General features: G+C 32.6%; 15 protein-coding genes. 4 read left to right on the plus strand and 11 right to left on the minus strand.

The genetic code is table 11. The annotated features are described in order from the left end of the window. Positions 1 to 3 precede the first annotated feature (3 nt). Both ACXHHC_RS02985 and ACXHHC_RS02990 read right to left on the minus strand, forming a co-directional pair. Complete coding sequence (locus ACXHHC_RS02985) at positions 4 to 1011, minus strand: hypothetical protein (protein WP_458228172.1); 1008 nt, start codon at positions 1009 to 1011, stop codon at positions 4 to 6. A gap of 74 nt (positions 1012 to 1085) precedes the next feature. Then, entirely contained in the window at positions 1086 to 1730 is a 645-nt protein-coding gene (locus tag ACXHHC_RS02990; RefSeq protein WP_458228173.1) for a hypothetical protein, read from the minus strand. A 155-nt stretch (positions 1731 to 1885) separates the two neighbouring features. On the opposite strand from ACXHHC_RS02990, the gene ACXHHC_RS02995 reads away from it, so the two are divergent. Beyond that, on the plus strand, positions 1886 to 2383 hold the full coding sequence (locus tag ACXHHC_RS02995; protein ID WP_458228174.1) for a rhodanese-like domain-containing protein: 498 nt from the start codon (positions 1886 to 1888) through the stop codon (positions 2381 to 2383). Here the strand turns inward: ACXHHC_RS02995 and pepE are convergent. The 7 genes from pepE to ACXHHC_RS03030 form a co-directional block, all read right to left on the minus strand. After that, the gene (gene pepE, locus ACXHHC_RS03000) at positions 2380 to 3063 is read right to left on the minus strand and encodes a dipeptidase PepE (RefSeq protein WP_458228175.1); all 684 of its coding nucleotides are present in this window, start codon (positions 3061 to 3063) and stop codon (positions 2380 to 2382) included. The genes ACXHHC_RS02995 and pepE overlap by 4 nt on opposite strands. Before the next feature lie 69 nt (positions 3064 to 3132). Further along, positions 3133 to 3954 carry a prolipoprotein diacylglyceryl transferase gene (locus ACXHHC_RS03005; RefSeq protein WP_458228176.1) on the minus strand — a complete coding sequence of 274 codons (822 nt, stop codon included), beginning with the start codon at positions 3952 to 3954 and terminating at the stop codon, positions 3133 to 3135. Next, positions 3951 to 4208, minus strand: coding sequence for a membrane protein insertion efficiency factor YidD (yidD, locus tag ACXHHC_RS03010; protein WP_458228177.1), 258 nt, complete (start codon positions 4206 to 4208; stop codon positions 3951 to 3953). Before yidD ends, ACXHHC_RS03005 begins: the two co-directional genes overlap by 4 nt. Before the next feature lies 1 nt (position 4209). Next, positions 4210 to 5688, minus strand: coding sequence for a cysteine--tRNA ligase (gene cysS, locus ACXHHC_RS03015; protein WP_458228178.1), 1479 nt, complete (start codon positions 5686 to 5688; stop codon positions 4210 to 4212). Positions 5689 to 5811: 123 nt separating this feature from the next. Next, a complete protein-coding gene (locus ACXHHC_RS03020) occupies positions 5812 to 6498 on the minus strand; it encodes an FKBP-type peptidyl-prolyl cis-trans isomerase (protein WP_458228179.1) in 687 nt (228 codons plus the stop codon). Positions 6499 to 6503: 5 nt separating this feature from the next. After that, entirely contained in the window at positions 6504 to 7028 is a 525-nt protein-coding gene (locus ACXHHC_RS03025) for a hypothetical protein (RefSeq protein WP_458228180.1), read from the minus strand. Continuing rightward, entirely contained in the window at positions 7018 to 8049 is a 1032-nt protein-coding gene (locus ACXHHC_RS03030) for a DHH family phosphoesterase (RefSeq protein WP_458228181.1), read from the minus strand. Before ACXHHC_RS03030 ends, ACXHHC_RS03025 begins: the two co-directional genes overlap by 11 nt. A gap of 95 nt (positions 8050 to 8144) precedes the next feature. Between ACXHHC_RS03030 and ACXHHC_RS03035 the strand changes: the two genes are divergently transcribed. Then, entirely contained in the window at positions 8145 to 8573 is a 429-nt protein-coding gene (locus ACXHHC_RS03035) for a nucleoside-diphosphate kinase (RefSeq protein ID WP_458228182.1), read from the plus strand. A 57-nt stretch (positions 8574 to 8630) separates the two neighbouring features. On the opposite strand, the gene ACXHHC_RS03040 is transcribed toward ACXHHC_RS03035, so the two are convergent. Together ACXHHC_RS03040 and ACXHHC_RS03045 are read right to left on the minus strand one after the other, a co-directional pair. Beyond that, positions 8631 to 9233 carry an alpha-ketoglutarate-dependent dioxygenase AlkB family protein gene (locus ACXHHC_RS03040; protein WP_458228183.1) on the minus strand — a complete coding sequence of 201 codons (603 nt, stop codon included), beginning with the start codon at positions 9231 to 9233 and terminating at the stop codon, positions 8631 to 8633. After that, the gene (locus tag ACXHHC_RS03045) at positions 9233 to 10093 is read right to left on the minus strand and encodes a bifunctional helix-turn-helix domain-containing protein/methylated-DNA--[protein]-cysteine S-methyltransferase (RefSeq protein WP_458228184.1); all 861 of its coding nucleotides are present in this window, start codon (positions 10091 to 10093) and stop codon (positions 9233 to 9235) included. The genes ACXHHC_RS03040 and ACXHHC_RS03045 overlap by 1 nt, the downstream gene beginning before the upstream one ends. 186 nt (positions 10094 to 10279) lie before the next feature. On the opposite strand from ACXHHC_RS03045, the gene ACXHHC_RS03050 reads away from it, so the two are divergent. Both ACXHHC_RS03050 and dgoD read left to right on the plus strand, forming a co-directional pair. Beyond that, positions 10280 to 12052, plus strand: coding sequence for an arylsulfatase (locus ACXHHC_RS03050; protein WP_458228185.1), 1773 nt, complete (start codon positions 10280 to 10282; stop codon positions 12050 to 12052). Positions 12053 to 12064: 12 nt separating this feature from the next. Further along, complete coding sequence (gene dgoD / locus ACXHHC_RS03055) at positions 12065 to 13213, plus strand: galactonate dehydratase (RefSeq protein ID WP_458228186.1); 1149 nt, start codon at positions 12065 to 12067, stop codon at positions 13211 to 13213. The last annotated feature ends 11 nt before the right edge of the window (positions 13214 to 13224 follow it).

The following is a 13224-nucleotide window of genomic DNA, read 5'->3' on the forward strand; positions in this document are numbered from 1 at the left end:
AATCTATTGATTTCCATTTATAAAATAGTTAAAAATGATTTTATTTTCTTTATAGCCTAAGTGAGATTTTATGGGATTAACAACTTCTGGCTTTTTAAATGGAAATGAATACCCCTTTTTAGCAACACTAACTAATACGTTTACTACTTTAAACTTTTCATGCACTATGTTTTCAGGAATTTTATAACTCAACAAATCATTTGAGTCTGAAAATGCAATTAGTTGTACTTCTGAGTTGGAATTAAAAATGGTTACATCTTTAGTAAAATTAATCAAAGGGCTATAAACCTCTTTAGTAACTTCCATAACCTTTTCTCTTCTTTCTATATCAGTTAAGTTATCAACCTTGGAATGAACATTAATAAAATTAGGATTAACATCACCTAGGTAAAGTAAACTTAATTGATTTGAAAACATATAAACTGAATTCAATTTAGATTCCCATTTTTGTGCCCACTCTTCATTATTTTTAATATTTTTATTCAATACATCTATAAACATTTTAGAACCTAAACTTTCTGAAACTCCAACTATTGCTGCATTGGGGTGTTCTTCAATCATTAATTTTAATGTACCTTCAATTCCTTTTCTAATAGTTTCTCCAAATCTACCTTTATACATTATTACATCAGAAACACTTAAATTCATTAAATTTCCTTTTAATTTATCCATCGTCTGTAACCTGTTACTATTATTATCTGTAAAATCTAGAAAAAACTTTAAATTTGCTGTAGCAGGAAACCAACAATGCACATAAAATTTTAAAACTTTTGAGTCATTTTGATATCGTAATACTCTTGTAAAACTCTTCTCATTTGATATAATTGTGGTATCTTTTAATATGAAGCCTAGTTCATTAGCTGATTTATTTATAAATGGATCTGCAAAATCACTAAATTGAACTCCCATACCATGCGTAACAAAAATAGAAGTTTCTTTATTTTCTTCAACTATCTTCTTAAGCCCGTAAAAGTTGTTACCTGAATTATTCACGTTTAATTTATGAATCATACAGTTTTGTAATAACACAATACAACATAATATGAATAAATAAAAAATTGATTTATGTAATTGACTCTTCATTTTTATTTGATTTTTAAAGTTCCACTAAATACGTAATTTTGAGTACAATTGCCTTCTAATTCAATTTCAACCCTTTTTCCAACACCTAAAACAGAAGAACCTCTAATATAATTCAATGTTTTCCCTTGAGAATTCTTTATCATATTTCCATCAACATATATTTTCATTTTAGAACTGCTACAATTAATTGCATTATTAAAATGCAAAACAAAATCTTTTGGCTCATTAAAAATTGCAACTACTATTTTATTATTCTTAGGGAGCTTTTCGAATTGCCACTTTATTTCACTCTTAGAACTATCTAATTTACCCACTACTTCCCATTGACCTCTTTGAATACTACCTTTTGCAACTTGTTTTATCGATAAATCCTTAGCTGAAACAAAAATTTGCCCTTCTTCTTGTAAATTTACTTTCTCTAACTTTCCATCCACTATTAAATGGAAATTTGCATCAATTTGGTTCAATGTAACTGATGATATTTTAAATAAATGTGGAGTACTTAATCTATTAGCAATCTTCGTTTCTTTATTTATTTCTGATGTATTCCATGAACCTGTGTAAAGCTTGATTTTTTTTTGCCCATAAAAAGGGTTAAAAAATAGTATAGAAATAAGCCAAACTGAAGTATATAATTTTCTTTTCACCTAAATAATTATTTTTCTTAAAATTAAAATTAAAATCTTTATGAAAAATATCATTTATCAATATTAACAATAATACAACTTTAAAAAACTTCATAACAATACTTTAACATTAAAATCTTCTATTTAATTCGTTACTTTTATGCAAATAAATTATTATGAATAAACTAGGAGTACTTCTTTTTACAATTCTATTAAGCATTAGCGTTTCTGCGCAACACAAAACAAACAACCCAAAGTTTGATAAAATGTTGAATGGTTTATTAAGTCATACCGTAAAAGAAGTAACCCCCGAAGATGTTTGTAACAATAAAGAAATTATCTATTTAGATGCTAGAGAAAAAAAGGAATTCAAAGTAAGCCATATAAAAAATGCTACTTGGGTTGGTTTCAATACTTTTAAATTAAAAAAAGTAAAAGACATTCCTAAAGACAAAAAAATAGTAGTCTATTGTACCGTTGGCTATAGAAGCGAAAAAATAGCAGAACAACTCATTAAAGCTGGTTATAAAGACGTTTCTAATCTATATGGAGGTATTTTTGAATGGGTTCATAAAAACCAAGAAGTCATTAACAAAAAAGGAACTACACAAGAAGTCCACACTTATGATAGTGAATGGGGACAATGGTTAGAAAAAGGAATTAAGAAAAATTAAAGCGTTTCTATTTCTTCTATAGAACCGTCATCAAACCAAATAGCAGACAAGCCACCTCTTAAAAAGATATCATCTCCTTTAACTCTTACCCAACTTCCTTCTTTTAAACCTAAAACAGGTATTAAATTTAGCTTTTGAAACTCTTTAATTCTAGTCTCCCTAGTCTCTCCTCTGTGCGTGCTACTTTTGTTTGCAGATATATAATGGGCATTAAAATTAAATGGTACTAATCCCATGGTATTAAAACTAGGTGGCAATACAATTGGCATATCATTGGTTGTTTGCATGGTTAAACCTGCAATATTGGTTCCTGCACTTGTCCCCAAATAAGGAACTCCGTTACTAACAACTTCTTTTAAAGTATCTAACAAACCAAATTCGTACAATTTAGCAACTAACAAAAACGTATTTCCACCACCAACATAAATTGCATCTGCTTGTGTAAGGGCTTCTTTGTAGTCTTTATATTCATGTATTCCCATAACTTGTATTCCCAAAGAACTTAAGGCATCCTGAACAAAATCAGTATACTCATCATAAGAAATACCACTAGGTTGTGCAAAAGGAATAAACAACAATTGTTCTACATCCTTAAATAATTTATCAATAGCAGGCAATAAATACTCTAAATATCCAGAACCGTGTACACTTCCAGAACTTGCCAATAATAAGTTTTTCATAGCTTTTAATTATAAAGCCCTAATATAACAATTCTGAATAAGACAAAAAGCAGGTATTTTACAGGTTGATTAATTTACTATAACTTCTTTGCTTCTGTTAGCAGCAACAATAAAGTAAATTCCTACTATAATTAAAGGAATAGACAACCATTGCCCTGTATTTAAAGCCCAATCACTCCTATTGTCTACCTGAGCTTCTTTAAAGAACTCTACAACAAAACGAACCGACCACAATAAAGAAAAGAAAGTACCAAATAACAACCCTGTTTTTTCAGCAGCGTTTGTTTTCCAATACATATAGAACAACAAAGCAAAAACCAAAATGTACCCAAACCCTTCGTACAATTGAGTAGGATGTCTTGCAACATCTTCTCCTAATGCTTTAAAAATAAAACCAAAATCTGTTCCTGTAGGTTTCCCTATAATTTCAGAGTTAATTAAGTTCCCTAAACGAATAAACAATCCAGATAGTGCAACGGTAATCCCTACTCTATCTAAAATATACAGCAATGGTTTCTTTAATACCTTTTTAGAAAAGTACCATAAAGAAGTTATAATTCCAATGGCTGCACCATGACTCGCTAAACCTGCAAATCCTGTAAACCTAAAAGTTGGTTGGAATTTAAACGGTAATAATATTTCCTCTGGGTGTTGGCTAAAATAAACCCAGTCGTAAAAAAACACATGCCCAAGTCTTGCACCTAAAATAGTAGCAAAAACCACATACATTAATAGCTTATCTAAGATTTCTATTTTTATATTTTCTTTGTTAAAGATCCCTTTCATTACCTGGTAACCTAAAACAAAGGCAATCACAAACATCAAACTATAAAATCTTACCAGTCCAAAAAGTGCAATGGGTGGATCCCAAGTAATCGCTAATACATTCATGTTTTTTTATTCTTTTTTTTATCTGGGACAGGATCATATCCGCTTCCTCCCCATGGATGACAACTGCTTATTCTTTTAATAGCCAACCATCCTCCAAAAACTAAGCCATGCTTTTGCAAAGCTTCTATGCTATAGTGTGAACATGTAGGTTGATATCTACATGTTGCTGGTGTAAATGGTGATATGGCTACTTGGTAGATTCGTATCAATAATAGAAACGGAGAAATGAGTATTTTTTTTAATACCAATTTCATACTACTCTACTGTAAAAGTAGTTTCCCCTTTTCCGTCTTTCAACACAATTCCTAATTCTTTTAACTCATCACGAATTTGATCAGACAAAGCCCAATCTTTATTATCACGTGCTACCTTACGCATGTCAATCAACATATTAATCACACCGTCTAATTTATCCCCTCCTTGTTCAGACGTTTCAGACACCAAACCTAACACATCAAAAACAAATGCATGTAAAGTGTTTGTAAATAAATCTAAATCTTGTTGTGTTAATGTCTCTTTCCCTTCTTTTAATAAGTTGATAGATTTAACAGCTTCGAATAACTGTGAAATTAATATTGGTGTATTAAAATCATCGTTCATAGCATTATAACAACTTTGTTTCCAAGCAGCAATATCTAATGAAGATGTTTTAGAAGCACTAATACTAGCTAAAGTTTTAAGAGCTTCTATCAGTTTTATATATCCTTTTTCAGAGGCTTCTAATGCTTCTGAAGAAAAGTCTAAAATACTACGGTAGTGTGCTTGCATCATAAAGAAACGTACTACTGCTGGTGAGAAAGGCTTATTTAAAATTGTATTCTCTCCAGAAAAAATTTCTCCCGGTAATATGTTATTCCCTGTTGACTTAGACATTTTTTGTCCATTCAACGTTAACATGTTTGCATGCATCCAATAATTTACTGGGTCGTGACCATTACATGCTTCTGCTTGTGCAATTTCACATTCGTGGTGCGGGAATTTTAAATCCATTCCTCCTCCATGAATATCAAACTTCTCCCCTAAATATTTTGTGCTCATTGCAGTACACTCTAAATGCCATCCTGGAAAACCAATACCCCATGGTGATGGCCAACGCATAATGTGCTGAGGACTTGCTTTTTTCCACAAAGCAAAATCTTGTGGATTCTTTTTCTCTGATTGTCCATCTAACACACGTGTATTATGAACTGCATCTTCTATTTTTCTACCAGATAAAACGCCATAAGTTTTTTCCTCGTTGTACTTTAACACATCAAAATAAACAGAACCATTTACCTCGTAAGCTATCCCTTGATCTACAATTTTTTTAATGATTTCTATTTGCTCAATAATATGACCAGTAGCAGTAGGCTCAATACTTGGTGGTAAATTGTTTAACTTATTTAAAATATTATGAAAGTCTAAAGTATATTTTTGCACCACTTCCATAGGCTCTATTTGCTCTATTCTAGCTTTTTTGGCAATTTTATCTTCACCTTCATCTGCATCATCTTCCATATGTCCAGCATCCGTAATATTACGTACATAACGTACTTTATAGTCTAAGTGCTGTAAATAACGAAACACCATGTCAAAACTCATAAACGTACGCACATTTCCTAAGTGGACATTACTATAAACAGTAGGTCCACAAACATACATTCCTACATTTCCTTCTGTAACTGTAGTAAATTCTTCTTTAGTCTTGGTAATAGAATTGTATATTTTTAAAGGCTGTTCTTTATAGATGCTCATGTAACTTCTCTTTGTTTTTTTGAATGCGTAAATATAAACTTTCTAGTTTTATTATAATACACAAAAAAACCTCAATTGAGAGGTTTCTCAATTGAGGTTACTTTATTTAAAAAAGCTCGTAAATTACTTTACAATCTCTAATAACTCAACAACAAATGTTAACTCAGAGTTTGCAGGAATTTTTGGACTTGGAGATTGTGCTCCGTATGCTAATTCTGCAGGGATAATAAACTTATATTTTGATCCAACTGACATTAACTGTAAACCTTCTGTCCAACCTTTAATTACACCGTTTAAAGGAAACTCAGCTGGTGTACTTCTTTCAACAGAACTATCAAAAACCTCTCCAGAAGGATTAGTACCATGATAATGAACTTTTACAGTGTTAGTAGCAACTGGCTTGTTTCCTGTACCTTCTTTAACTACTTGGTATTTTAAACCACTCTCTGTAGTTTGAACTTCAATTGACTCATCAACTGTAGCAAACTCAGTTACATCTCTTTTGTACTTAGCATTCTTTAATTCAGCTTGCTTCTTTGTGTAAGCTATTAAAATAGGAGTAATCTCTTTTTGAGATAACAACGTTTTAGAAGTATCTGTAGCCTCTCTCATTGCTTGGTTTAAGACTGCATAATCTAAATCTTTAAACTCTTCACTTACTCTAAAGTTTAAGTTAATATAAGCTCCTAAAGCATAGCTTACAGAGTCTTGTTCTGTTGCTAAAGATGTTTTTCTTGCTGCATTTTGTTGGTTACAAGAAACCATTCCTGCTACCACTAATCCTAAAGCTAATCCTTTAATGATATTCATTGTGTTTAATTATTTATATTTAAAAGTTTAATTTTTACAACTATTGGAGTATTTACTCCTATTCTTTTACCATCTCCATAAAATCCATGGGCTACAAATGAAGTAAAAATAAATTTAATTTCCTCATCTTCCTGCATTAATTTTATACCTTCTTTTATACCTACTATTTGATGACTTTTTTGAACCCTACTTTTCACAATTTCTTTAGGATAAATCAACTCATCATTTAAAGTATAAACCGTTTTTTCAAACGTATAAACTGTATTTTTATTTTTCTCTTTTACCGTTTTATTTTTGGGAAGGCTTACCACAGCATATGAAAAACCAAACGGAGAATCCTTGTATGTTAATAAGGAGTCTTTTGCCATATATTTTTCTATAAGAAATTCTTCTTTAGCCCTAATTCTTTTATTTAAAGCTACAGAAACATCTTCCGTTACAACTCCTTTTTTATTGATGGGTCTTCTAGGTTCAGATTTACCACAACTTACGATTATAAGTCCTAAGCAAATTAGTCTACTAAATCTCATAAGAAACTAACAAATCTTGTTTGTAATTTGGTATCAACTCTACAAACTTAGCAATAGTATCTTCTAGGCTTAAGGTAGATCTGGCTCCAGCGGCATTGTCATGTCCACCTCCGTCAAAATACTTTCTAGCAAACTGATTTACAGAAAAACTACCTTTAGATCTAAACGAAATTTTTATAATTCCTTGATCCGTATCTTCTATAAAAATAGCTGCCAAAACCACTCCTTTTAAAGACAAGGCATAGTTAACAACCCCCTCTGTATCTCCTTTAACATAATTATACTCCGATAATTCTTTTTGAGTTAATGTGATATAAGCAGTTTTACAATCTTCTATTACCTTTAAGTTTGTTAACGATTTTCCTAATAACTGAAGTCTACTGTACGAATTGTTACTGTATACAGAATTATGAATGTCAGAATTTTTGGCTCCTTTATCTATTAATTCAGCTATAACCCTATGTGTAGTACTTGTGGTAGAGGCAAATCGAAAAGATCCAGTATCTGTCATAATACCCGTATAAATACAGGTAGCTATTTCAGCATCTATTAAATCTAACTGTCCTAAAGCTTCAATATAATGATATACCATCTGACACGTAGAACATATAGATGTATCAGAATACGTTACCATGGCAATATCATCTGGTTCTTGGTGATGGTCTATCATTATAAAGTCTCCTTTAAATGCTTCTAGACCATTTTGCATATCGTCTCCTACTCTATGTAATGCATTAAAATCTAATAGGAATACTACATCAGCATTGTCTAATGCTCTTTTAGATTGTATATTTTGTAAATCATATCTATATACATTGTCTGCTCCTGGCACCCATGAAATAAAATCGGGAATTCCATTAGGTAAAACTACGGTTGTTTTATGTCCTAACTTAGTGTAAAATTTTGATAAGGCTAAAGTTGAACCTACTGCATCTCCATCGGGATTCTTGTGAGAGACAAAAACAATTTTTTTTGGCTCCTTAAAATACGTTGTTAAAACGTTAATTTCATTTGCTTTCATTAACTGCTAAAATACAATTAAAAATCAGTTGTCAAAGCACCTCTTATTTTTTATAAACAACTATATTAGCAATGTAAATAAATCTATGAAACAATATGGCGAATAACAGAACATTCACTATGATTAAGCCAGATGCTATTGAATCTGGAAACTCAGGAGCTATCATTCAGAAAATTACCAATTCTGGATTTAAAATTGTTGCCCTTAAATTAATAAAACTTACCCCAGAAAGAGCGTCTGAATTTTATGCTGTGCATAAAGAAAGACCTTTTTATGAAAAATTAGTAACTTTTATGTCTAGAGGTCCAATAATGGCTGCTGTTTTAGAAAAAAACAATGCTGTAGAAGACTTTAGAGCTCTAATTGGTTCTACCAATCCAGAGGAAGCTGCAGAGGGAACTATTAGAAACTTGTACGCTACCAATGTTACCGAAAACGCAGTACATGGTTCTGACAGCGACGAAAATGCCGCTATAGAAGCTGCTTTCTACTTTAGTGATGAAGAAATTGTTTCTTACGAATAAAAGAACAATGATTAACTATAATAACAAAGCCTTTCATATAAAATATGAAAGGCTTTGTTATTGATGTATCGTCCTAAACGTTAGATTGATTCTTGGGGTTGTTACCTTTTTGGTTTTAGGTAAACTATGCAACCAATGTTTTTGAGTTTCCCCTTTCATAACCAACAAACTTCCTCGTAACAATATTGTAGATACGGTCTGTTTGGTTTGCTTGTGTTTAAAAACAAATTTTCTTTCCGCTCCAAAACTTAAAGAGGCAATAGCTCCATTCTTTTTCATTTCCTTTTCTCCATCACTATGCCACCCCATTCCTTCTCCTCCATCATGATATAGGTTCAACAAACAGGAGTTATATGTTTCACCTGTTACCTTTTCTACTAATGATTTTAAGGCTAACAACTCTGAAGTCCATAAATGAGCGGTTTTGGTTGTATTAGAATATTTATAATTAAACAGTTTTTCTCCATACCAAGCTACTTTTCTATCCGTCACAATCAACTTCCCAAAAATAACAGCTTCATCGTTTTTCCAAGTTATATTTTTTAACAAACTCTCTAAGTAAAACTGACACTTTGTATCCTCTAAAATTTTTCCATAATAAATAACATCCCCATCATAGGGCAGTAAATTAGGAGTGTCAGAAGTAGTAAATAAATCCATTAACTATTATTTTTATGTAATAAGTACTTGTTAGCAGCTTCCCATCCAAGCAATGCACTTTTCTTGTGTATTCCCCACATATAACCACCTAAAACTCCCGAAGATTGAATCACTCTATGACAGGGAATTAAAAAAGCAATTGGATTGCTCCCTATGGCTGTCCCTACAGCTCTAGAAGCTTTTGGCTTATCAATGTTCTTTGCCAAATCTCCATAAGTAGTTAATTCTCCAGTCGGGATTTTTAGCAAAGCTTCCCAAACTTTTAACTGAAAATCAGTTCCTTTTAAATGGAGTTTAATAGCTTTTAAATTGGTCCAATCTTTAGAAAAAATTTGCAATATTGTACTATGGAAGTCATGCTCCATTTCTATAAAACTCGCTTTTATAAAGCGTGATTTTAGATCCATAAAAGCTTTTTCTTTATCGTCTACAAAACCTAAATAACACACACCTAAATTGGTACAAGCAACCAATACCAAGCCGAACAAAGTTTCGTAATAGAAATACAATATATCTAAACCTTGTCCCTTATTCTTATATATACCAGGAGACATCCCTTCTATTTTCACAAATAAATCATGCAATCTACCTGTTCCAGAAAGCCCTGTTTCTTCGGCTACATCAAACAATGTATGTTCTCCTTTTCCTAATAGACTTTTGGCATATTGTAAACTGGTAAATTCTAAAAACTTTTTAGGACTTACACCCGCCCAATCGGTAAACATACGCTGAAAATGATAGGGACTTAAACCAACATACGCTGCTACTTTATCTAAAGAAGGTTGTTCGCTCCTATTCTCCTGCAAATAAGTAATTGCTTTTTCTATTCTGGTATAATCTATCTTATGTTGTGCTTTCATTGGGTTTACTAAATTAAAACACTGTTTAGACATATAAAACCCAAATATTGCTATTCCAAAATAAACTTTACAAAGCCAAATTGAATAGTAGTCAATAATGTTTTTGCTTTCATCATTACACTATTACTTTTTCATTAATTGATGTATAATTTTGAATATTCAATAATATTTTACTCAAAAAAGCAAATGTTTCAACAATTCCTTCTACCAATATTCTTGTTTTTGACTTTTACACAATCCTTATTTTCCCAAAAACCAAAGCCTAATATCATCATTATGATGTCCGATGATCAAGGTTACGGAGATATAGGAGCACACGGAAATCCTTATTTAAAAACTCCTAATATCGAGAAAATAGGACAGCAAGGATTAGAAATGTCTCATTTTGTAGCTTCTCCTAATTGTTCTGCATCTCGTGCTAGTTTAATGACTGGAAGATATCCTTATAGAGCGGGTGTTACAGCAGTTACACAAGTAGATCATTTTATGAATACTACTGAAATTACACTGCCAGAAGTGTTAAGTCAAAACGGTTACAAAACTGGAATTTTTGGAAAATGGCATTTGGGGGATAATTATCCCATGAGACCAACAGATCAAGGGTTTCAAGAAGCCTTAGTACACAAAGGTGGTGGAATTGGCCAGGCTGCAGGTCCAGCAGGAAACACGTACTTTAACCCTATCCTAGAACACAACAATGTATCTAAAAAGTACAATGGTTATTGCGACGATATTTTTACAGAGGCTACACTAGAGTTCATCAAAAAAAATAAAGACCAACCTTTCTTTGCATTTTTAGCTACAAACTTACCTCACTTTCCTTTACAAGTTCCCGATTTTAGAGCAGAACCCTACAGAAAAAAAGGGTTACACGAAGACAATGCCCTTACTTATGGTATGATTGACAACATAGACAATAATGTAGGTAGAGTGTTAAAGGTCTTAAAAAAATTAAAATTAGACAAGAATACGATTGTTATTTTCTTGTCAGACAATGGCCCTAGACATCGTAGAACCAAAAACGATGCTTATCCTGGTAGATGGGTCGCTAATTTAAGAGGAACCAAAACGAGTGTTTACGACTGTGGAATTAGAGTTCCTTTTTACGTAAGCTGGCCTGCACAAATAAAAAAAGGACAAACCACCAATACTTTAGGTGCTATTATAGATGTAATGCCAACATTATTAGATGCTTGTAATATAACTCCTCCAAAGGATGTGCATATCGATGGAAAATCATTGCTCCCATTATGGCAAAACAAACCAATTGATTTAAAAGACAGAGTTTTTTTTACACAAATGCATTACGGGCCTACACCCTTTAAATACATGCACTTTTCTGCACGTACTCAACAATACAAACTCGTGAGTCCTCATAATTTTCCACACGGAATTGTACACCAACCTACAGATTTCCAATTAAAAAATGTGTTAGATAACTTAGAGTTGTACGATATGGAAAAGGATCCTAGTGAGCGTATCAACATTGCTAAAAAACACCCTAAGATTGTAGAGATCATGTTAGAACAATACGAAACATGGTTTGATGAAACTACAGAAGAAAGAGAAGCCAAAGGAATTCAACGCATTCATTTAGGAACACAAGCACAACCAACAGTAAATCTGTCTCGTTTTGATTGGGGAGGACCAAGAGTAATTTCTCGTTTTGACTACGGTGGACCTAGAGTAATAGAAGACAACAAATTAGGATATTGGCAAGTAACCACACAAAAAGGGAACTACAGAGTATCCTACGACTTACCTGAACTAAAAAAAGAGGGTATTGCCCATTTAAAATACAACAAAGTACACCTAAAAATTCCCGTAAAGGCAGGACAAAAAAAAGTAGTGTTTAACAATGTTGCATTGCCCAAAGGAACAGGAAACTTTCACGCATATCTAAAAATAGAACGACTGGCAGAAGGGCCATTATTTGTTGACATAACCATACTAAAATAAACTACAAAACTCATGAAAATCAAAAGCTTCGAACTTTTTAAAGTTCCACCAAGATGGCTGTTTTTAAAAATAGAAACAGACGATGGTTTAATAGGTTGGGGAGAACCTATTGTAGAAGGTAAAGCAGATACTACTGCCAAGGCTGTAGAAGAATTAATGGAGTCTTTAATAGGTAAAAACCCATTGCATATAGAAGAACACTGGAACAATTTATACCGCGGTGGTTATTATCGTGGAGGTCCTGTTTTTATGAGTGCATTATCTGGTATAGACCAAGCCCTTTGGGATATCAAAGGAAAGTTTTACAACGCACCTATATACGAATTGTTAGGTGGTAAAACACGTGATAAAATAAAAGTATACTCGTGGGTTTACGGAGAAAATGGAAAAGATCTTGGACAAGCAGTTTTAGCTTCTAAAGCAGCTGGTTTTGAAGCCGTTAAAATTACAGGTACAGAACAAATGCAAATAGTAGATACCTATCAAAAAATTGATTGGGTATTAGAACGTGTTGCAGGACTAAGAGAAGCTGTAGGGTACTCCGTAGATTTCGGGATCGATTTTCATGGTAGATTGCACAAGCCTATGGCAAAAGTATTGGCCAAAGAACTAGAGCAATTTAAGCCCATGTTTATAGAAGAGCCTCTAATACCAGAACACAACGAAGCACTAAAACAGTTGTCAAATTTAACCTGTATTCCTATTGCCACAGGAGAAAGAATGTTTAGCCGTTGGCATTTTAAAGAAATTATAGCCAACGGATCTGTAGATATCATACAACCAGACCTATCGCATGCAGGAGGTATTACCGAATGTAAAAAAATACTATCCATGGCAGAGGCTTACGATGTTGCAGCTGCTCCACACTGTCCACTAGGTCCCATTGCACTTGCGGCATGTTTACAAATAGATGCCAGTTGCTACAATGCTTTTATACAAGAACAAAGCTTAGGAATTCATTATGGAGGTGAAGACGATTTGTTAAAATACATAAAAGACAAGTCAGTTTTTAAATACGAAAACGGATATGCCAATATTCCTTCTGGTCCAGGATTAGGAATAGAAATAGACGAAGAATACGTAAGAAAAATGGCTGAAATTGGTCATAACTGGAGAAATACTGTTTGGTTTCATAAAGATGGAAGTATTGCAGAATGGTAAAAAACAAACAC

The sequence above is a fragment of the Wenyingzhuangia sp. IMCC45574 genome, assembly GCF_054182685.1.